The sequence below is a fragment of the Roseivirga sp. UBA838 genome (assembly GCF_002296035.1).
GTDB lineage: Bacteria > Bacteroidota > Bacteroidia > Cytophagales > Cyclobacteriaceae > Roseivirga > Roseivirga thermotolerans.
The window spans coordinates 16446-36397 of sequence record NZ_DBHC01000020.1 but is presented as its reverse complement, the minus strand read 5'-3'; the positions used below and the strand labels follow the sequence as shown (position 1 = coordinate 36397).

Genomic DNA, 19952 nt, shown 5'->3' with positions numbered 1-19952 from the left:
CAGTAGCTCAAGAAGCTTTTGCCATAACTTACTTTTTGCCATGAAAAGCCCTAACTTTGCAGCCCGCAAATAAAAGCTATGGAAAATCCTGTTATAATTTTTGGTGCCAGCGAACTGGGAAGAGCAGCAGTAGAGATATTTGAGAGCAACGATATCATCGTTTATGGCTTTCTGGACGACAAGGAGGAGCTGCATGGTCAAACCATTGGAGAGCTGGCCATTTTGGGGCATACCGAAGACGATGGCTTTTTAAAGTTGATCGGTAAAAAGTGTGAGGCATTTATTGCCGTAGACGATCGGCCTTTGCGAAAAGGGCTGGTAGAGCTTATTAAGACAAGGCGAAAAATGATGCCCGTAAACGCCATTCATAGCAATACAGAAATTGCTCCCTCGGCTCATGTAGGCCATGGAGAGTTCATCAATAGTGGAGTGGTAATTGGTGCCAATGCCCGTATTGGCGACCATTGCATTATTCATACCAATGCCACTATCGATTATAGCGCCAAATTGGGCGATTTGGTACAGGTGGGAGCCGGCTCAGTTATTGGTAGCGAGGCCGAGATAGGCGAAAACGTATTTATTGGTTCGGGAGCAACCATAGTACCGGGTATTAAAATAGGTAAAAACGCCCGAATAGGGGCCGGTTCGGTAGTAGTGGCCAATGTGGAAGAAGGCCTAACGGTATTTGGAAATCCGGCCAAAGCAGTTTAGTGTTCAAAGGTTCAAGTTCATAGTCGACTTAAAACGTGGAACATAAAATTTTGAACTAAAAATTCACCCTACAAGCAATAGGGCAGAACATATGGAAAAGAAGTATTCAATATTATTGTATTACTGCTACGCTCAAATCGAGGATTATGAAGCGTACAGAGAAGAACATCACCTCTTTTGTATTGAAAACAACCTTAGAGGAAGAATCATTATATCTCCTGAAGGCCTGAACGGAACGGTATCGGGGTTAAAGGAAGATTGTGAGCGCTACATGGATTATGTAAAGTCCGATCCGCGCTTTGCCGATACAGAATTTAAAGTGGAAGCGCACGACCAAATGGCTTTTGCCAAATTGCATGTACGCGTAAAACCTGAAATAGTACACTCCAGTCTTCGGCATATTAACCCCAGAGAAAGAACCGGGGCTTATGTAGAACCCATTGAGTTTAAAAAAATTCTTGAGGAGCAACCGGAAGATACCGTTATCCTAGACGTACGAAGCAATTACGAACACAATGTAGGTCGATTTAAAAATGCTCTTACGCTCGATATTGAGAACTTTCGCGACTTTCCTCAAAAAGTGAAAGAGCTGGAACACTTAAAGGGTAAAAAGATTGTAACCTACTGTACGGGAGGTATTAAATGCGAAAAGGCAAGTGCATACCTTTTAGAACAAGGGTTTGAAAACGTGTATCAACTGCATGGAGGTATAATAAAATATGGGCTGGAAGCCGAGGGTAAAGACTTTGAAGGCAAGTGCTATGTATTTGATAATCGCATTACGGCCGATGTTAACAAGGTCAACCCGACCATCGTTTCGCGATGCCATATTACCGGAAAACCTACCGATCGAATGGTGAACTGTGCCAATCCGGAGTGCAACGCGCACATACCCATGTCGGAAGAAGCAGGGTGGCTAATGGACGGGTGTTGCTCTGAGGAGTGCCGAAAGAACCCGGCCAGAAGACCATACGATGGCACCGGTTATTACCAAAAAAATACCAACCACTATAACCCTTTGAAAGGGGTTAAGAGAGAGCCCGCAAAAATTGCTCAATGACATCACGCAGAATTCCAGAATCTGAGCTCATTCTCAACCCAAAAGGTAGGATATATCATTTGAACCTGGAACCTGATATGGTGGCAGATACCATAGTGGTTGTGGGCGATCCGGAACGAGTGCCTAAAGTGAGTCGCTATTTTGATAAAATAGACTTACAGATCAACAACCGTGAACTGGTTACCCATACAGGGTTTCTGGGTGGAAAGCGAGTGTCGGTGATAAGTTCCGGCATGGGCACAGACAACGTTGAGCTGCTCATGACGGAGTTGGATGCTCTGGTGAATGTAGACTTTCAAACTCGAACGGTCAGAAAAGAACTGCGTCAGTTAAAAATTGTGAGGGTTGGAACATCAGGCTGTATGCAGCCTGATATTCCATTAGATACCCTTTTGGTTTCCAGAGCGGCACTGGGATTGGATAGCCTCATGAGTTTCTATGAGCGAAGCACAAGTGAAGAGCAACAAATCACGGAAAATAAGATTCAGAGAGTGCTGGAACTTCCTTTTAAACCTTACATAGCTGAAGGTTCGGAGGTGCTTTTCGATTTGTTTAAAAGTACAATGTATACGGGCGTTACAGTAACTGCACCCGGTTTTTATGCACCTCAGGGGCGCGAAATAAGATTGCGACCTAAGCTTCCCGGCTTTTTAGAAACTCTGGCTAAAACCGATACCCCTTGGGGAAGGTTTACCAATTTTGAAATGGAAACAGCAGGCTACTATGCCATGGCACAATTGCTGGGTCATGAAATGATTAGTCTGAATGCCCTTATAGCCAATAGAGCCCAAGGCACCTTTTCTGCTCAGGCAGAAAAAACTACTCAGAAGCTCATTGAGCTTACGCTGGATAAGCTCAGTTCTTTTTAGGTTTTAAATTACCCTGAATGAGTAGATTGAATTCTACACAGGTGAGTACACCATTGGTAGAATAGGGGCAGGTTTTGTAGAGTATTTCACCGAATTGGTCTCTTCGGGTTATTACATCATCTCCCTTACAAACCGGGCAGACAATGTGATCTTTCTCGTCACAATTAATAGTGTTCAGATAGAAAAACTTGGCGTTAACATCGGCGACACTCCCCGTGCTTCGGTTGTTTCTAAAAGCCTCTTCGGCCTTTTCTAGCAAATCGAGTGTTTCGCGAGAGTACTGGCCTCGGCTCCCCTTCAACTCTAAATACTTATTGAGCCAATCAATGCTTTGGGCATATTTATTCAGGTAGAAAGAGTTTTTACCAAAGAAAAAACAGAAATCGGCTGAGAGCACATCAATTTTTTCCAAAGCCGTCATAAAGAGATCATCCGCTTTACTATACTGGCCAAGGTCCATAAAATAGACGGCCGAATCGATATGTCTTCGGGGGTCAGTGGTTTGCTGTGCATTTCCTTGTGAAAGCCCAAACACGCAGAGATAAAAGGAGATGAATAGAAGCTTTTTCATGAGAAACAATGTTCCGCAAAAATACCAAACTCTACAAACTAAAAAGCCTCGGAAAACCCGAGGCCTAACTACTTAACAGTATTTAACTCTTTTGGTGTAAGATTTATTTACTAGTGCCCTTTTTCTTTGGCAACGCAATTTTCTTGCCCGCAAGACTATAAATACCAAGACCGGTGGCAATTACAGCAGCTGTGAGTAAAATAGTTTTTGTTTTCATTTTATTTGTGATCTCCCTGTTTTAAGACAATGATTGTACCAAATTTGTTACAGTCGTCAGAAATTATTCTTTTGTCTTAGAAAAGTCTCATCTCTAACACACTCATACAACGCAAAACCCCTACCGGTTGGATTCATTTTTTAAAGAAATTTTTCCATTGGTCATTTATCCGTTTTTGGCGGTTGAATTCTTTCTTATTTTGACCTTCCTGAGAATCAAATGGATATGAAAAAACTACTAACCTTTGTATGTGCACTGGGTATGGCCTTGCTAATGACTCCGCTAAAGGCACAACAGGCCCCTCCGGCCATTGATACCCGAATTTATGACATAATCTCATCTGTGTCAGCCGACCGAATTGAAGCAGATATTCGAAAACTGGCCGGTTTTGGTACACGGAATACCTTTTCCGATACGGTTTCCGATACCCGTGGTATTGGAGCGGCCAGACGATGGATAAAAGCCGAATTCGAAAAAATATCACAAGCCTGTGGAGGATGTTTAGAAGTGTTTTATCAAAAAGACCTGGTGACTACCGAAATGGGAAACAGAGTACCGAAAGATGCCTACATAGTAAATGTGGTAGCGGTTTTACGAGGAACAGACAATCCAAACAACTACGTAATGATGTCGGGCGATATCGACTCCAGAGCGTCTAATACTATGGATTATGAAGTAGATGCTCCCGGAGCGAACGATAATGCATCAGGCATGGCCGGCACCCTTGAGGCTGCGCGGGTGCTCTCTAAGTACAAGTTTAAAAACAGTATTGCCTTTGTGGGGCTTTCCGGTGAAGAACAAGGATTGTTTGGAGGGGCAGGGTTAGCTCGCTATGCCCAGGAAAAAGGCTGGAATATAATCGGTGTGCTTAATAACGATATGATTGGCAACATTGAAGGAGTGGATGGGGTAATTGATAACCGAAGTTTCAGAATATTTTCTGAGCCAACACCCGCCAACGAAACAGACCGTGAACGTGCCTCTCGCAGATTTACAGGGGGAGAAGTGGATGGTAACTCCAGGCAATTGGCAAGGTACATACACAAGCAGGTATTGACCTATATGCCCGAGATGAATCCAATGATGATATATCGGTTGGACAGGTTCGGACGAGGAGGTCATCATAGACCATTCAATGATTTAGGCTATGCCGGTGTAAGAATTATGGAGGCACACGAAAACTACAACCGACAACACCAGAACATTCGTGAAGAAAACGGAATTAAATACGGAGATGTAATCGAAGGAGTAAATTTTGACTATGCGGCCAAGCTCACAGCGGTAAATGCCATCTCTCTAGCTGGTCTGGCCTGGGCGCCTCCCGCCCCTGAAGAAGTAAGAATTGGAGGTGCAGTGCAGCCTTCTACCACTTTACAATGGAAGGCATCGGACGATTCGGATGTAGCCGGATATAAGATTTACTGGAGACTGACCACTTCCCCAACATGGGATAATTTTGTGTATGTAACAGGTGTCAATGAACATACGCTGGAAGGTATTGTTATAGACAACTATTACTTTGGAGTGGCTGCCGTGGGTAAAGATGGCAATGAGTCTACGGTTGTATTCCCTTATCAGCAGATTAGAAGAAGGTAACAACCTGCCCTGGTTCGTAAAATCTCCACGGGTTAGCTAATCGGTGGAGATTTTTTTTATTCTGGGGTGGAACCTTTAATCGTTATCCCTTTCAGGAAATTTAACCTTACCGTATTCATCTACTGTGGTAATGAGTACTACTCCATTGGCGCCTCTAAATCCCATGGGAGCTCCATCTTTCATCACATTTATGGCCTTAATTTCCTCGGGTCGTAGCACCGAAATGTCTTGCCATATTTGCCCGTCTACCAGATATAGGGCGGTGTTGTTGCCATCGTTGCTGAAGTACTGAATGTCTCTGATGATTATGCGTTTCTCACCCAATACGTTTTCAATACGTACGCCCGGAAATTTACCAGCGATCAGCGTGAAAATGTCGGGATAAGTGTGGTAGTCATTGTTGTATTCCAAAAAATTACTGGTGGCGTAAGTCAGTGACTCTCGGGTAAGATGTCCCGAACCAATAGCCACTTCGGCATTTCGTTCACCTTCCAGAAAGAGCATTTTTACATTAAGCTGTTCTCCGGCAGTAACCCGTTTCACCAGTTTTTTAAATCCTGAGCCTTCAAAAACCAGCTTATCGTCTGCTTTGCATTCTAAACTGAATTCACCTCTCATATTTGTGGTGGTAGTTTTTTTAGACTTCTTGGCGGTGACTTTAATGTTGGCAACAGGGGTGTCCTTAAAAGCGAAGACCTTACCGCTTACCTGACCTTCTTGAGCCAGGCTGAGCATAACTGTCAATACCAACAGACAAATGGATAGAGCTATCTTCTGCATGTTTTAATTTATAGAGTTAGGGTTACTTATATAAGTCCGCATGGCGTATGTTTTGACACTTTGCCACTAATTGTGTCTTCACAAATGGCTTTTACAAAGTGCTGTGAAGGCACAGCTTGTAGCTCAAGTGAGCTATTTAGTTTATGTGATCTAAATAAGTAACCCTCTTAATTTATTAAAATATGAGCAGCGAGTCAAAAGATATTGATAGTCAGTGTGTTGATTTATACGTGATCGGCCCACCAGGCATCATCATGGGTGTCTCTTACACCGAAAATTTGCCCCGGAGGTGGTGCGGTTACCATTAGGTTGTCTTTGCGGCCTGCGGCCACAAACTGCTCGGCAGGTTCGGTCCAGCTGTGTTGTGCCAAGGCAAAAGCACCCCAGTGTACGGGCATGGCTTTAGAAACCTTTGCCTCCTTTGCCGCTAGCACCGCTTCTTGCGGAAACATGTGTATTTGATGCCAGTTTTCGTTGTATTGGCCACATTCCATAAACCCAAAATCGAAGGGGCCAAGACGATCTCCTACCTGTTTGAAATGCTTTCCATAACCGCCATCACCACTAAAGTAAATGTTTTCATGAGGCGTTTTAATAGCCCAACCACCCCAGAGCGACTGGGAACGATCGGTAAGGCCTCGGCCGGAAAAATGCCGCGAAGGAGTAAAGGTTATTTCAATACCCTCAAAAACCGAATGTTGCCACCAATCGAATTCTTTGATGTTCGACTCAGAAATGCCCCAGTGTTTCAGATGTCTTGCACAGCCCAGAGCTACATAATATTGCCTGATTTTAGGTTTAAGCTTTTGCAGGCTTGCCAGATCCAAGTGGTCGTAGTGATCATGGCTAAGTAGCATCAGGTCTATGGTCGGAAAATCATCGACCAGTTTGAGGGTGTCTGTTGAAAAGCGTTTGGTTTTGAATGGCGCAATGGGTGAAGCATCAGCCCCCAGCATAGGGTCAATCAGGATAGTCTTACCCATAATGCGCATCAGAATAGCCGAATGACCATACCACACCATTTGTGTTTTTGAAGGTTCAGCAAAAAACATCTCTCTATTGAATGGCGGTATAGGGAGAGGCTGTTTCGGTACTCTGCCTTTGGTTTTAAAAAATTGTTTGTAGAGGATTACCGGCAACGTACGCCAGTCAATATTCATACTGGTTTCTTCAAGGTTTTGAAATCGGCCATTGAGCCAATGGTTCGATTGGGCGTACTGATTTTTTAGTTCGGTGGTCAACCGGCCTCCAAATTGTTTCAACATATATGGCAACTTAAGTCAAGAGTTTCCTCACCCATCGAAAATAGCGAAACGGAGGGTATCGGAAAGGTAAATCTATCCAAGTAGGTGACTTCATAAAGGAGCGTACATGGGAAAAAGTTTCATAACTGTGTTTTCCGTGGTAGTGCCCCATTCCGCTTATTCCAACACCTCCAAAAGGTAGAGAGTGGTTAGATATATGAATGAGTGTGTCGTTTAGGCAGGCACCGCCTGAAGTGGTCTCGCGAAGTAATTGCTTGTTGGTTGCCGAATCGCCAAAGTAGTAAGCGGCCAAAGGTTTGTCTCGCGAGTTAATAAAGTCAATCGCTTCCTGAATCTGACTATAAGTAATTACAGGAAGTATTGGGCCAAAAATTTCTTCCTGCATTACGGGAGCATCAGCCTCTGCAACCTCTAAAAGTGTAGGGCTGATGAATTTGCTTTCCCTATTTACATTTCCTCCATACAGAACTTTCCCCTGATTGAGGTAATTGGCTACACGATCGAAGGCTTCGGGGGTAATCATACGGGCCAGGTAGTTGCTTTCTTCCGGTTGTTCACCAAAAAAGCTTTTCCAGTAATACCTGATACCTTCAACCAACTCGTCTTTAATATTCTCATGCACGAGCAGGTAGTCAGGAGCAATACAAGTCTGACCCAGATTGACTGTTTTGCCCCAGGCAATGCGTTTTGCCGCAAGATTTACTTTGGCCGAATGGTCTACTACGCAGGGACTTTTCCCGCCCAACTCAAGCACTACAGGGGTTAGAGTATTGGCTGCAGCCTGCATTACGATTTTTCCGAGCCTTGAGCTTCCTGTAAAAAATATTTTGTCGAATTTCTGGGCCAACAAAGCCTGATTGGTCTCTTTGCCACCATGTACCATTGCTATATGGTCTTTTGCGAATACCTCGTCTGTAATAGTATTCATAACCTTGTTGGTGTGCACACAGAATTCAGAAGGTTTAAGCACCACACAGTTGCCGGCAGAAACGGCACCAACAAGTGGGGTCATTAAGAGCTGAAAAGGATAATTCCAGGGAGCGATGATTAAAACAACCCCCATGGGTTCGTAGCGGGTGTAGCTGGAAGAGGGGAGTAGATAGATAGGGGTGCTTACACGCCTGGCCTTGCTCCATTTGCGCAGGTGTTTGATATGATAGTCTATTTCCTTAATAACCAGTCCAATTTCTGTAATAAGGCCTTCTTGCGAGGATTTGCTAAGGTCTTTGTGCAGCGCTGCGAGAATATCGGGTTCGTGCTTTAGAATGGTGGTTCTGAGCAATCGGAGTTTTGCAAGTCTCGATTCTACGCTGCGCGTGTGGCCGCTGGCGAAATAAACTCTTTGCTGTTCTACTATTCTGCTTATGGTACTTGCTCCTGTATTCATTGGCCGGTAGTGGTTGCCCTGAAATTTAGCAAAATATAGGTAGGCATGGTTCTGTGCCTTGGGATTCGGTCAAAATCTCGGGCTATTATATTCGCACGAATATTTGTTCTACAAGTATAGAGATAATATATTTGTTCTATGTTTGTAGATGTTTTATAATGAAAGGAAAAGGAAATTACATCGGAGAACTGGAAGAGCTTATACTGCTTTTGGTGGGTATTTTGCGCGATGAAGCCTACGCTGTTTCGGTTTTGAAAGAAATGAAGGAACAGACGGGTAGAGAGCTGAATATTAGTGCTATACATGCCGTGCTTAACAGGCTGGAAGATAAAGGTTGGCTTTATTCAGATATGGGGGGAGCCACCGAAGAACGCGGTGGGAGGCGAAAACGCTATTACCACCTTACAGCGGCAGGTAAAGCAATGCTCGATGAAGTAAAACATCAGAGAGACCAGCTCTATAAACAACTGCCTACCGATTTTGCCTATTCATTTTTTGCATGAGTAAACGGTTCAAGCACAGTCCGCCACGTTGGGCCGATTGGTTTCTCGGCCTCTTTTGTAATCCCGATTTACTCGAGCAGTTGCAAGGCGATGTACACGAACTCTTCTATTGGCGGGTGGAAGAAAAGGGCTATTCTCATGCAAAATGGTCATTTATCTGGGATGTAATCCGACTATTCCGCTGGTCTAACATCAGACGAACAAGAAAACAAGGTCAAAAACTAAATCAAATCGGAATGTTTAAGAACTACTTTAAAATAGGTGTCCGGAACCTGTGGAAGCAGCGAATGCCTAGTGCTATTAATATTATCGGTCTTTCCATTGCTGTGGGCTGTTCCATTGTGGCTTTTAAGTTTGTGGAATTCAGCTATGTAAAGGATAATTTTCATAAGAATAAGGAAGATCTCTTTCTGGTTACACACTGGGAGGAACTAGAATCTAATAAGGGTAGAAACGGAGCTACCAACAATGAATTGACAAGAGAAATTCTTGAATCGGTTCCTGGCATAAAGGCTTCTACCCGCTACAACCGTCTGCAGTTAGAAGCACGGGTGAATAAACAAATCACTTATAATCTTACCCACTTCGTAGATCCGGCCTATTTAGAGATGTTTACTTTTGAGCTTCAGGCCGGAAATCCCAAAACGCTCAATTCGGCCGATCAAGTAGTGATTGATGAGAGTACGGCCATCCGGCTTTTTGGGGAGCAGTCGGCTCTGGATCAGTCCATAGAGCTGAAAATTGGAGAAGAGTGGAAGGTGTTTTCGGTAGGGGCTGTATACAAAGATAAACCCCACAACGGAAGCCTTCAGTTGGGTATTCTGGTCAACTACCAGCACTTTGAGCAACACTTGTCTAAACTAGGGCAGGATGACTGGAGTACTAATTTCTTTATTCAGCGGCAGGCGGGTATCCAACCGGAGTTGTTGTTGGAGTCTATGGACAAGCTTTTGCCTATTTACAACAAAGACAATGAAGATGGGGCATATAGTAATTTTGAGTTAGAGCCAATAACTACTATGGCCAACAATGCCTACGAAATGAGTAATAGTATTGGTTCCGCACCCAACAAAGCTCCTATTCTTACTCTTTCTGCCATTGCTGTATTTATGTTGCTGCTCTCTACGCTCAACTACGTCAATATTTCACTGGCCATGATAATGAAGAGGCTCAAAGAGATAGGGGTAAGAAAGGTTGTGGGTAGCCCCAGAAGACAACTTATCATTCAGTTTCTTTGCGAAAACCTGTTGCTGTGCTTGCTTTCCATGTTCGTGGGACTTTTGCTGGCCCAAGGGTTGTTTTTACCCGGTTTCAATGAAATAGCAGGTGTTAGTTTTCAGCTCAATTTGCTGTCGCACCAGAACTTTTTAATTTTCCTTGCTGCCCTGTTGTTGTTCATAAGCCTGGCTTCAGGTCTTTATCCTGCCGTTGTGGCTTCGTCATATAAGCCCATTTCTATTTTGAGGAAGGCTACTCAAAGAGGAGGAAGGCGCATTCTCAGTAGTGTTTTTCTTACTTTCCAGATGATTTTGGCAATGGTCACCATTGTTGCGGCCGTTATGTTTGTGTATGCCAACCAAGTCAATGAGTCCATAGAATGGGGTTACGACCAGCACAACAAGTTGGTAATTGGTATTCCGGAAAGTGATTACAGAGATGCTTTCCGTGATGTGTTATTGGCCGACCCAAGCGTGGAAGTAATAGCAGGTACTCGATCTAATATTGGGCAGTCTCTGAATGGTGTTCAGTTTAAGAACGGTGAGGTAAAAACCTATGCCGAACTGTTTGAAGTAGGTCGTAATTATCCGGAAGTACTGGGGCTTAAGTTGGTTGAAGGCAGACTGTTCGATGAGAACCTGGAGAGCGATTTTCGGAAGATGCTCATTGTTAATCAATCATTTTTAGAAGACCTGCAGCTCACTTTCGATCCAGATGGTACAACAGTAGTTCAGGATTCGGTTGAATATTCCATAATTGGTGTTGTGGAAGACTACCATTATTGGAATCCCGGAATGGAGATTAGGGGCGCTGCAATGCGCGCAATTCCGGCTAATCTATACACTTCCTACCTTGTTGAAATGAGAGAGGGCAACATCTTTGAACACCGAGGTCGATTGGAAGAAAAACTACAGGCTATGGTAGAAGAGAAGTCTGTGTATGTAGGCATTCAGGAATTGATGTTTGAAGGGTTCTATGACGAAACCCGAGGAATAGGAAATATTATGATCTTTACGGCCAGTATAGCCATTTTGCTGGCTGCCATGGGGCTCTATGGCTTGGTGAGCATCAACATATCCAGTCAGATTAAGGACTATGGTATTCGAAAGGTGCTGGGCGCTTCTTCATTCAACTTGGCTAAAGCCATTGTTTTAAAATTCCGTTTTGTGCTTCTGCTTGCGATATTGGTTGGTTGTCCTTTGGCGGTATTGCTGGTGGGTGCGTTGGTAGATAATGTATATGCCTATGCTCCCGGCATAGGAGTGGGACCTCTGGCAGTAGCGGTTTTTATTCTGCTTTCAGTCACCCTTTTTACTTTCAATCTTCAGATAAGAAGAGTGAGAAATATGAATCCGGCAGAAACTTTGAGAATCGAGTAGCCCATAAACTTTTGTTCTGGCATTAGGATGAAAGACTGTTCCACAGGTAAAAAACCGTATACGCCTCCCAACCGGGCATGGTTTTAAAAAAGGCTCTAATAGCGTCTTCGTTTTTCCGGTCATCGATAAGCCCCAGGTTAAAGAGCGCCTGTGTAAGGCCAGTGTCACCAAAAGGAATGGCTTTAGGGGCACCAAACGACTTCATTAAGACATAGTTGGCCGACCAAACGCCAATACCCTTTACTGAAGTAAGCAGCGCTTGTTGGCTCTCAAAATCGGGTAAAGTCAGCAAACGTTGATGGCTAATGTTGCCCGAAACAAAAGCTTGAGCCACGTTTTTGAGGTACTTCAGTTTGCTTCGCGAAAATTGCTGATGGTTGTGGAGGTATTCCTCATCTATGGTCAATATTTTTTCGGGGCTAGGGAAGTGGTAAAGGTCCATTTCCTTCCATGTTAACTTTTCGCCATAAAGCTCAACCAATCTTCGTTTGAGTTTATGTGCAAAAGAGAGGTTGATTTGTTGCCCTATAATACTCCAGCATAAGGCTTCGAACAAATCGGGTATGCCCATTATGCGCAAGCCATGCAGTTGACTGCTCAGATGGGCTAGTTTTGGGTGGCTTTCCACTAGTGCGTAAAAAGGTTTCAGGTCTCGGTCTGCATCGAACCATCGGCCTACGTACTGCTTTAGTTGTTCTGTTTGGTGGGGAGTGAGGCTTTGAGGAGTTTCGATGATGATTTCATTGCCCCTGCCAGTCAGAGCTACAGGTATGTACTCATTTTCCAGTTTAATTAGCCGAAACACCGAACCATCAATAACCTGATAAAGTATTTCATCTGTGCTTCTGTACAAGGCGTTTAAGCACTTATTAAAATCGAATGGAGGGGAGCAAGCAAGGCTCAGTTGAGTTTTCACAATTCAACTTAGAAAAATATGGTCACCATATGTGAAGACAAATGAAAGAGTTTGAAAATTAATCGATGACATCTCGGGTTAGCCGAATGGTAATGTCGTGTGGGGCTGGCTGATTTCCTCCAAAATAAGGCCATAGCCAATAGTTCTCACCACTTTCACAGTTGTCGGTGCGCGGCATGCGAATGGTATTCATTCCATCTCCAGAATACTCATAATGGTCGGTAGCAATCTTTATTCGGAGGCTTAGGGACTCATTAATTTTTGCCGTACCCATCATTTCAAAGTTAAGTTGCCCTTCCCGGTAAGTATAGGCGAGTATTTGCAGCTCGTCATTAAACCAGCGCCAACCAATGCGGGCGCTTTCGCTCTGATGATCCTGACCACAATCCGAAAACCCTACCAGTTTATTAATGTCGGCCTGATCGGAAGCAACTTCTAAAGTGTATCGGGCGCTTTCATCGAAAAGAGCTGTTACCGATATGCCATTGCCTGAAAAAGGTTCGTTTCGGAAAATAGAACTGTGAGACCCTTCAGGAATGGTAAACACTTCAAAGCCTGTGTCCGGGTCAATGTCTATGCTTTGGTTGCATCCTAATATGCTGATTACTAGCAGTATAAAGGCGTGATTTTTCATGAGTAGTTTGTAGTTACTAAGATAGCGAACTTTTTTATAGCGGGTTCAAAAGTCAACCAGCTGTCCTATTTATGTATGTTTTGATGTAAAAAGTGAGAAATAACTTGCGCCTAAAAATGGATAAGCTACTTTTGTAGCCATGTTATTCGCAAACGCATATTACTACCACTATTACCATGCTACGCCAGCGCGGAACGGTAGTTTTATGTTTTGATTGATTTAAACTCATTGAAAATAGATAAACCCGGTTCCGCAAGAGCCGGGTTTTTTTTATGCTTAAAACTTAGAAAACCATATGAAACAGATTTACGAAAATTACACAGCAGAAGACCAGAAAGTATGGAAGATTCTGTTCGACAGGCAATTTCCTGAGTTGCCCAAAGCGGCCACTAAGGAGTTTCTGTTGGGCCTCGATAAGGTAAACTTTACAGCCGATGCCATTCCCAATTTTGATGATACCAACAAAATTTTGCGGCAACTTACCGGTTGGGAAATCTATGCCGTTCCGGGAATAGTGGAAGACGGTTTGTTTTTCGAGCTAATGTCGAACAAAAAGTTTCCGGCTACAACGTGGGTTAGAAAAATGAGCCAATTGGACTACCTGGAAGAGCCAGATATGTTTCATGACGTGTTTGCTCATATTCCTTTGCTCACTAATCAAGCCTTTGTAGATTTTCTTCAGGCCATCAGCCAATTTGGCCATGAGTGGATTGAAGACGAGTGGGCTATTCACTTGCTTTCTAGAATTTACTGGTTTACGATTGAGTTTGGCCTTATCAGAGAAGCGGAAGGTCTGCGTATCTACGGAGCCGGTATTTTGTCTTCATCAGGAGAAACCAAATATTCCTTGTCCAATGAACCTAACCATTTTGCTTACGATGTAGATCATATTTTAGATACGGGTTACAGAAAAGACCGAATGCAGGAAAACTACTTCATTATCGATTCTTATGAGCAGCTTTACGAGTCGATTCCTGAAATAAAAGAGAAGATTGAAAAACGATTGAAGGAAAGACCGGTTGTATCCTAAGCTTAAAAGATTTCAAGAATATGAGTGTAGCCATTGTGAATTACAATGCCGGTAATGTGCAGTCAGTAACCTATGCCCTGCAACGCTTGGGGGTAGAGCCTGTACTTACCGATCAGGCTGAAGTGCTTCAGTCAGCCGAAAAGGTGATTTTTCCGGGGGTGGGAGAAGCCAGCACGGCCATGGAATTTCTGAGAAAGAAAGGGCTCGATGTGGTTATAAAGAATCTGAAACAGCCTGTTTTTGGAGTCTGTTTGGGGCTTCAGCTAATGTGCAAGCATTCGGAAGAGAATAATACCGATTGCCTGGGTATTTTTGATGTGCAGGTGAAGAAGTTTGTCCCAAAGCTGAAGGTGCCACAAATGGGTTGGAACAATTTGGAGCAAATGAATTCGCCCCTGTTTAAGGGCTTGCCTGATGAGCCCTTTGTGTACTATGTACATAGCTATTATGCCGAACTGAGTGATCATACGGTGGCAGAAACGAACTATGTAAACCGCTTTTCTGCCGCTTTGCAAAAAGAAAATTTCTATGCCTTGCAAGCGCACCCCGAAAAAAGTGGAAAAGTTGGAGAGCAGATTCTACGCAACTTTTTGAAGTTGTGAGAGATAGTAAAAACCGCAAATCGATAGTTATTGAGAGGCAAAAAGAGCTTGTTTCTCAGGAGTCTGCAGCATCAGCCAGGCTAAAAAATCATTGACGAATAAACCCTAAAGATTTCAGCATTGAAAATAATACCCGCAATAGATGTTATCTCCGGCAAGGCCGTTCGCCTTACCAAAGGAGATTATAATCAGAAAAAAGAATACTCAGATAGCCCCTTAGAGGTAGCCCAAAGATTTGAGCAGGCCGGAATTACTCATTTGCACCTTGTGGATTTGGATGGTGCAAAAGCCCAAAAACCTCAAAATCTGGAGGTTTTAGAGGTTATTTCTTCCAAAACCCGGTTAAGAGTAGACTTTGGAGGAGGAGTAAAGTCTAGCGAATCGCTTGAGGCTGTACTCAAAGCCGGTGCACAACAGGTAACAGCCGGAAGCATTGCAGCCAAAGATCCGGAGATGGTTTTCTCGTGGCTGAAGCACTATGGTGCAGAAAAGGTTATTCTGGGGGCGGATGTAATCGATGAAAAAATAGCCATAAGTGGTTGGCAGGAAGACTCGGGGCTCGATTTGTTCCCCTTTTTAGAGCAGTATTTAGCCAAAGGCGTAACTTATTGTATTTGTACTGATGTGAGCAAAGATGGAATGCTTCAAGGACCTTCAATCGAGTTGTATAAGAAGATAATTAAAGAGTTTCCCCAGCTAAAACTTATTGCTAGTGGAGGTGTGGCCGAATTGAACGATTTATATGAGCTCCGCGAAGCAGGTCTTTATGGTGCCATAGTTGGCAAAGCCTATTATGAGGGGAGAATATCTCTGGATGAACTAGCCGCCTTTAATAAGTAGAACAGGCAAAACTGCCTTTTATAACTGAAAACCATAGATCGTATATCTATATCATGCTAACAAAAAGAATTATTCCCTGCCTCGATATCAAAGATGGCAGAACGGTAAAAGGAGTCAACTTTGTGGGCTTGCGCGATGCCGGAGACCCGGTGGAACTGGCGGCAAGGTATGCCTTAGAAGGTGCCGATGAACTTGTTTTTCTGGATATAACCGCCACGGTAGAAAAGAGAAAAACCCTGGTGGAACTGGTAAAACGGGTGGCGGCAGAAATCAATATTCCATTTACAGTAGGAGGAGGCATTAGCTCAAAAGAAGATGTGTCGGCTTTGCTTAATGCCGGGGCAGACAAAATCAGCATCAATTCATCTGCGGTTAAACAACCGGGGCTGATCAACGAACTGGCTCAGGAGTTTGGTAGCCAATGTGTAGTGGTGGCCATAGATACCCGTTGGCTTAATGAAGAGCATATTGTTCATGTGAGGGGTGGCAGAACCCCCACAGAACTGAGGACTCTTGCCTGGGCAAAAGAAGTAGAGGAGAGGGGAGCCGGTGAAATTTTGTTAACCTCCATGGATCATGATGGAACCAAAGCCGGGTTTGCGAATGAGCTGACGGCCCAAATCTCAACCATGGTATCTGTGCCCGTAATAGCCTCGGGTGGAGCAGGAACTATGGAACATTTTGTTGAGGCCTTTTCGAAGGGCAAGGCAGACGCTGCTCTGGCCGCTAGTATCTTTCACTTTAAGGAGATTGGAGTGCCCGAGTTGAAGACATATTTAAAAGAGAAAAACATCCCTGTAAGAATAGAACAATGAGGAAGCTAACAGACATAAATCAAGTAGATTTTGAGAAGGAAAATGGGCTGGTGCCGGCCATCATCCAAGACCTTAAAACGGCCAAAGTACTGATGCTCGGCTATATGAATAAGGAGGCTTTGGAGAAGACTCTCCATACCGGAAAAGTTACATTTTTTAGCAGGAGCAAACAGCGCCTGTGGACTAAAGGTGAGACCTCTGAAAATTACCTTCAACTAAAGTCGGTGGCCGTAGATTGTGATAGCGATTCTCTATTGGTTTTGGTAGAACCAAAGGGGCCAACTTGCCATACAGGATCCGATACCTGCTGGGACGAAATCAATGTGAACAACATCCAATTCCTTTCCTATCTCACTCAGGTTATAAAGGAGAGAAAGCAGCTGCCGACCGATGAATCTTACGTGGCCAGACTATTCTCAAAGGGAATAAATAAGGTGGCTCAAAAGGTAGGAGAAGAGGCGGTAGAAGTAGTGATAGAGGCTAAAGATAATGATGATAAGCTGTTTCTAAACGAGTCGGCTGACTTACTTTTTCACCTAATGATGCTCCTTGAGGCCAAAGGATATACGCTAAATGAGGTAGTTTCTGTGCTTAAAGAAAGACATGATAAATAGTTTGGTAACTGTTTGATTTAAAAGTAATTAATTAATTGAATTTAGATTAGTCTAAAAATAAAATTAGAATAAAGTAAAGTATTGTTTAGTCTTATGGTTCGTAGTGTTTAACTTTGTCGAAATATTTTGCTGCGATGAAGGCTGTTTACGTTGTACTGATACTCTTTTGTGCTTTCCAAATTCAGGCACAATCTGTGATAAAAGGAAAGGTAGTGGATGGCGATGGCCCTGTAGCCGGTGCAGTTGTATTTGTTCAACAGAGTAACATATCTGATGTAACTGACGCTCAAGGGCGGTTCCGGATTGAAGTGGCCGAGGCCTTGCAAGTCACACTGGAAGTTCGATTTGTGGGCTATAAAAGAACACTCAAAAAGCTTAATCTCAAGCAAGGTGAGACCCTGGAGATAGAGCTGGTTTTAGAGTTGGATGTGCTGGGTTTAGATGATGTGGTGGTAAGTGCCAGTCGCTATGAAATAGACAAAAAATCAGCACCAGTTGCGGTGAGTGTAATCGGTCAAAAATTGTTCAATGCTACCCAGTCTCAATCGCTGGCCGATGGCCTCAATTTTCAGTCGGGAGTAAGAGTTGAAACCAATTGCCAGAACTGCGGATTTACCCAGGTTCGGTTGAACGGATTGGAGGGGCCTTACACACAAATTTTGGTCAACAGTCGGCCGGTGTTCAGCGCGCTAATCGGGGTATATGGTTTGGAGATGATTCCGGCATATATGATCGAGCGGGTAGAGGTAGTAAAGAGCGGAGGTTCGGCACTATATGGTTCGAATGCCATTGCGGGTACAATCAATATTATTACGAAAGAGCCGGTTCTCAATACCTGGGAGGCCAGAAGTAGTTTTGCTTCCATTGATGGACGAGCCAGCGACTGGAATCACTCTGTCAACGGCTCCTATGTTTCCAATAGTTTGAACTTCGGAATCACAGGCTTTGCCACCAGCCGCAGTCGCGAATCTTTCGATGCCAATAACGATGGTTTTACAGAAATGGTGAATCTGCAAGCTGAAACGCTAGGGCTAAAGAGCTTCTATAAGGTGGGGCGAAACACAAAGCTCTCGGTAGATTTTAACTACATCAATGAATTTAGAAGAGGAGGAAACCGGCTGGATTTGAGGCCTGAGTATACTGATATTACCGAACAACTCGACCATGAAATAGTGATGGGAGCTTTTAATATCGATCAGTATATTGGTGAAAGAAACAAGCTTTCGCTATATACCTCCATGCAGCAAACAGATAGAGGGAGCTATTATGGCGGGTTGGGAGGAGCCAGAACACCTGAAGATAGTCTTTTAGCTGCCAATGCTTATGGTATTACCGATGATATGAGCTGGATTACAGGTTTGCAATGGGTTCATTCCAATGATGGCTCTCATTCATTCACTTCAGGTATTGAATTTCAGGAGAACACCACAGACGATGGTATTCCCGGCTATAACCGTGTGGTGGACCAGTCGGTGAAGAATATAGGCTGGTACGGACAATGGGAGTGGCAGCTTAACTCAAAGTTAAAGACCCTGGCAGGGGCTCGTTTCGATAGATCTTTGGTAGAAGGCACCTATCAGGTTGGCGATTTTGATCGAACCATTGACAATGATTTTGGAGTGATTAGCCCACGATTTACGCTGCTCTATTCTTTCAGTTCCAATTGGCAGTTTAGAGGGGGCTATGCTCGCGGCTTCAGAGCTCCTCAGGCGTTTAATGAAGATTTGCACATAGCTTCGGCCGGAGGAGAACCCGTATTCGTTTTGCTCTCCAACGGGTTGGAAAAAGAAACTTCCGATGCCTACACCGGTTCGTTGAGCTATACCCGGGCAGAAGGGCAGCGGCAGTTTGAGCTGAACTTGCAAGGATTCTATACCCAACTCAACAATCCCTTTGTTTTGGTAAATACCGGGAGTCAGTTGCCCAATGGTTCCATCATAGAAGAAGTTAGAAATGGTGAAGGGGCTTTGGTAAAGGGACTAAACCTCGAACTTAACTATACCCCTTCGAGCCGATGGGTGGCTCAGTCGGGTTTTACCCTCCAAAAAACGCGTTATGAACAAGAGCAAGTACTTTATGAGCCGGAAAACCCGGGAGAAGGGCAGTTGGTGACAACTCAGCGATTTACCCGTATGCCCAATGCATACGGCTTTTGGAACCTGACTTATGAAACAACTACAGACTGGCAGTTTTTTATTTCCAATGTAGTTACAGGCCCCATGGTGGTGCCTGAAATACTGCAAGAAAGTGGTGTGCTGGTGCTGCGTAATTCCGGTTGGTTTTGGGATACAACCCTTAAGGCATCGCATCATTTTCACATTGGTAAGAATCTGCACATAGAACTGAGTGGGGGTATTCAGAACCTTTTCAATAGCTATCAGGCCGATTTTCAGACCGGGCCCACAAGAGATTCTGACTACATCTATGGCCCCGGACGTCCCAGAACCTATTTTGTCAGTCTTAAACTGAGCAACAATGATTAAATCGGGGCTCATCGGGTGTTTGTTGTACTGTAGCACGACCGTTTGGGCTCAGGTCAACTGGATGAATTTTGAACAGTTGGATAGCGCCCTGACCAAAGCCCCAAAACCTACCGTGGTTTTTCTTGAAGCCGAGTGGTGTGCCTACTGTAAGAAAATGCAGAAAGAGGCTTTTACCTATACAGCGATACAGCAATTACTGAATGACAAATTCTATGCGGTGAAACTGGATATCGAAAACCCAAACCCGTGTGTTTTTGATGGAAAGGTATTTAACGGTGCTTCTAATAAGGGCTTTCATGAAATGGCCTACCTTTTTGCCGAAGAGGGCGAAGTGCCTGTTACACCAACCCTAGCTATATTGGATATGGAGTTCAAATTTTTGACAATTAAAAGGAACTACCTCTCCAGAAAAGAGCTACTCAACCTACTACGTAAGGCCCATTAATTTTATACATTTGTGGC

The 19952-nt window shown here is 43.9% G+C and carries 19 protein-coding genes; 13 read left to right on the top strand and 6 right to left on the bottom strand.

What is annotated here, in order from left to right; all coding sequences use genetic code 11:
* The first annotated feature begins 78 nt into the window (after positions 1-78).
* From B3O12_RS07210 to B3O12_RS07200, 3 genes are all read left to right on the top strand, one after another.
* Positions 79-711: an acetyltransferase gene (locus B3O12_RS07210; protein WP_189629702.1), complete on the top strand. Its 633-nt coding sequence runs from the start codon at positions 79-81 to the stop codon at positions 709-711.
* A 91-nt stretch (positions 712-802) separates the two neighbouring features.
* A complete protein-coding gene (locus tag B3O12_RS07205) occupies positions 803-1771 on the top strand; it encodes a rhodanese-related sulfurtransferase (RefSeq protein ID WP_286755803.1) in 969 nt (322 codons plus the stop codon).
* Entirely contained in the window at positions 1768-2640 is an 873-nt protein-coding gene (locus tag B3O12_RS07200) for a nucleoside phosphorylase (protein WP_286755802.1), read from the top strand. The genes B3O12_RS07205 and B3O12_RS07200 overlap by 4 nt, the downstream gene beginning before the upstream one ends.
* Here the strand turns inward: B3O12_RS07200 and B3O12_RS07195 are convergent.
* A complete protein-coding gene (locus B3O12_RS07195; protein ID WP_286748376.1) occupies positions 2627-3211 on the bottom strand; it encodes a hypothetical protein in 585 nt (194 codons plus the stop codon). The genes B3O12_RS07200 and B3O12_RS07195 overlap by 14 nt on opposite strands.
* A gap of 442 nt (positions 3212-3653) precedes the next feature.
* On the opposite strand from B3O12_RS07195, the gene B3O12_RS07190 reads away from it, so the two are divergent.
* Entirely contained in the window at positions 3654-5024 is a 1371-nt protein-coding gene (locus B3O12_RS07190) for a M28 family peptidase (protein ID WP_189629706.1), read from the top strand.
* Between the two features lie 75 nt (positions 5025-5099).
* On the opposite strand, the gene B3O12_RS07185 is transcribed toward B3O12_RS07190, so the two are convergent.
* The 3 genes from B3O12_RS07185 to B3O12_RS07175 form a co-directional block, all read right to left on the bottom strand.
* On the bottom strand, positions 5100-5804 hold the full coding sequence (locus B3O12_RS07185) for a carboxypeptidase-like regulatory domain-containing protein (protein WP_286755801.1): 705 nt from the start codon (positions 5802-5804) through the stop codon (positions 5100-5102).
* 224 nt (positions 5805-6028) lie between these two features.
* Complete coding sequence (locus B3O12_RS07180) at positions 6029-7069, bottom strand: MBL fold metallo-hydrolase (protein WP_286755800.1); 1041 nt, start codon at positions 7067-7069, stop codon at positions 6029-6031.
* Between the two features lie 10 nt (positions 7070-7079).
* Positions 7080-8456 (bottom strand): aldehyde dehydrogenase, encoded by a 1377-nt coding sequence (locus B3O12_RS07175; RefSeq protein ID WP_286755799.1) that lies wholly within the window; start codon positions 8454-8456, stop codon positions 7080-7082.
* A 158-nt stretch (positions 8457-8614) separates the two neighbouring features.
* Here B3O12_RS07175 and B3O12_RS07170 point away from each other — a divergent pair, with 158 nt between their 5' ends.
* Together B3O12_RS07170 and B3O12_RS07165 are read left to right on the top strand one after the other, a co-directional pair.
* A complete protein-coding gene (locus tag B3O12_RS07170; RefSeq protein ID WP_189629710.1) occupies positions 8615-8959 on the top strand; it encodes a PadR family transcriptional regulator in 345 nt (114 codons plus the stop codon).
* Positions 8956-11556, top strand: coding sequence for an ABC transporter permease (locus B3O12_RS07165; protein WP_286755798.1), 2601 nt, complete (start codon positions 8956-8958; stop codon positions 11554-11556). The genes B3O12_RS07170 and B3O12_RS07165 overlap by 4 nt, the downstream gene beginning before the upstream one ends.
* A gap of 22 nt (positions 11557-11578) precedes the next feature.
* On the opposite strand, the gene B3O12_RS07160 is transcribed toward B3O12_RS07165, so the two are convergent.
* On the bottom strand, positions 11579-12472 hold the full coding sequence (locus B3O12_RS07160) for a DNA-3-methyladenine glycosylase family protein (RefSeq protein WP_286755797.1): 894 nt from the start codon (positions 12470-12472) through the stop codon (positions 11579-11581).
* A 58-nt stretch (positions 12473-12530) separates the two neighbouring features.
* Positions 12531-13106 carry a hypothetical protein gene (locus tag B3O12_RS07155; protein ID WP_286755796.1) on the bottom strand — a complete coding sequence of 192 codons (576 nt, stop codon included), beginning with the start codon at positions 13104-13106 and terminating at the stop codon, positions 12531-12533.
* Between the two features lie 295 nt (positions 13107-13401).
* On the opposite strand from B3O12_RS07155, the gene B3O12_RS07150 reads away from it, so the two are divergent.
* From B3O12_RS07150 to B3O12_RS07120, 7 genes are all read left to right on the top strand, one after another.
* The gene (locus B3O12_RS07150; RefSeq protein ID WP_189629714.1) at positions 13402-14136 is read left to right on the top strand and encodes a phenylalanine 4-monooxygenase; all 735 of its coding nucleotides are present in this window, start codon (positions 13402-13404) and stop codon (positions 14134-14136) included.
* A gap of 20 nt (positions 14137-14156) precedes the next feature.
* Positions 14157-14738, top strand: coding sequence for an imidazole glycerol phosphate synthase subunit HisH (gene hisH, locus B3O12_RS07145; protein ID WP_286755795.1), 582 nt, complete (start codon positions 14157-14159; stop codon positions 14736-14738).
* A gap of 120 nt (positions 14739-14858) precedes the next feature.
* A complete protein-coding gene (hisA, locus tag B3O12_RS07140) occupies positions 14859-15578 on the top strand; it encodes a 1-(5-phosphoribosyl)-5-[(5-phosphoribosylamino)methylideneamino]imidazole-4-carboxamide isomerase (RefSeq protein WP_286755794.1) in 720 nt (239 codons plus the stop codon).
* Positions 15579-15631: 53 nt separating this feature from the next.
* Positions 15632-16393 carry an imidazole glycerol phosphate synthase subunit HisF gene (hisF, locus tag B3O12_RS07135; protein ID WP_189629717.1) on the top strand — a complete coding sequence of 254 codons (762 nt, stop codon included), beginning with the start codon at positions 15632-15634 and terminating at the stop codon, positions 16391-16393.
* A complete protein-coding gene (gene hisIE / locus B3O12_RS07130; protein ID WP_286755793.1) occupies positions 16390-17007 on the top strand; it encodes a bifunctional phosphoribosyl-AMP cyclohydrolase/phosphoribosyl-ATP diphosphatase HisIE in 618 nt (205 codons plus the stop codon). The genes hisF and hisIE overlap by 4 nt, the downstream gene beginning before the upstream one ends.
* Positions 17008-17141: 134 nt before the next feature.
* On the top strand, positions 17142-19490 hold the full coding sequence (locus B3O12_RS07125; RefSeq protein ID WP_286755792.1) for a TonB-dependent receptor: 2349 nt from the start codon (positions 17142-17144) through the stop codon (positions 19488-19490).
* A complete protein-coding gene (locus B3O12_RS07120) occupies positions 19483-19935 on the top strand; it encodes a thioredoxin family protein (RefSeq protein ID WP_286755791.1) in 453 nt (150 codons plus the stop codon). The genes B3O12_RS07125 and B3O12_RS07120 overlap by 8 nt, the downstream gene beginning before the upstream one ends.
* Positions 19936-19952 lie beyond the last annotated feature (17 nt).

Coding starts and splice junctions, on each gene's coding strand:
- B3O12_RS07175 (WP_286755799.1), bottom strand. CDS start 8,456: ATGAATACAGGAGCAAGTACCATAAGCAGAATAGTAGAACAGCAAAGA.
- B3O12_RS07200 (WP_286755802.1), top strand. CDS start 1,768: ATGACATCACGCAGAATTCCAGAATCTGAGCTCATTCTCAACCCAAAA.
- hisIE (WP_286755793.1), top strand. CDS start 16,390: ATGAGGAAGCTAACAGACATAAATCAAGTAGATTTTGAGAAGGAAAAT.
- B3O12_RS07195 (WP_286748376.1), bottom strand. CDS start 3,211: ATGAAAAAGCTTCTATTCATCTCCTTTTATCTCTGCGTGTTTGGGCTT.
- hisH (WP_286755795.1), top strand. CDS start 14,157: ATGAGTGTAGCCATTGTGAATTACAATGCCGGTAATGTGCAGTCAGTA.
- B3O12_RS07185 (WP_286755801.1), bottom strand. CDS start 5,804: ATGCAGAAGATAGCTCTATCCATTTGTCTGTTGGTATTGACAGTTATG.
- B3O12_RS07150 (WP_189629714.1), top strand. CDS start 13,402: ATGAAACAGATTTACGAAAATTACACAGCAGAAGACCAGAAAGTATGG.
- B3O12_RS07120 (WP_286755791.1), top strand. CDS start 19,483: ATGATTAAATCGGGGCTCATCGGGTGTTTGTTGTACTGTAGCACGACC.
- hisF (WP_189629717.1), top strand. CDS start 15,632: ATGCTAACAAAAAGAATTATTCCCTGCCTCGATATCAAAGATGGCAGA.
- B3O12_RS07165 (WP_286755798.1), top strand. CDS start 8,956: ATGAGTAAACGGTTCAAGCACAGTCCGCCACGTTGGGCCGATTGGTTT.
- B3O12_RS07170 (WP_189629710.1), top strand. CDS start 8,615: ATGAAAGGAAAAGGAAATTACATCGGAGAACTGGAAGAGCTTATACTG.
- B3O12_RS07125 (WP_286755792.1), top strand. CDS start 17,142: ATGAAGGCTGTTTACGTTGTACTGATACTCTTTTGTGCTTTCCAAATT.
- B3O12_RS07155 (WP_286755796.1), bottom strand. CDS start 13,106: ATGAAAAATCACGCCTTTATACTGCTAGTAATCAGCATATTAGGATGC.
- B3O12_RS07190 (WP_189629706.1), top strand. CDS start 3,654: ATGAAAAAACTACTAACCTTTGTATGTGCACTGGGTATGGCCTTGCTA.
- B3O12_RS07210 (WP_189629702.1), top strand. CDS start 79: ATGGAAAATCCTGTTATAATTTTTGGTGCCAGCGAACTGGGAAGAGCA.
- B3O12_RS07180 (WP_286755800.1), bottom strand. CDS start 7,069: ATGTTGAAACAATTTGGAGGCCGGTTGACCACCGAACTAAAAAATCAG.
- B3O12_RS07205 (WP_286755803.1), top strand. CDS start 803: ATGGAAAAGAAGTATTCAATATTATTGTATTACTGCTACGCTCAAATC.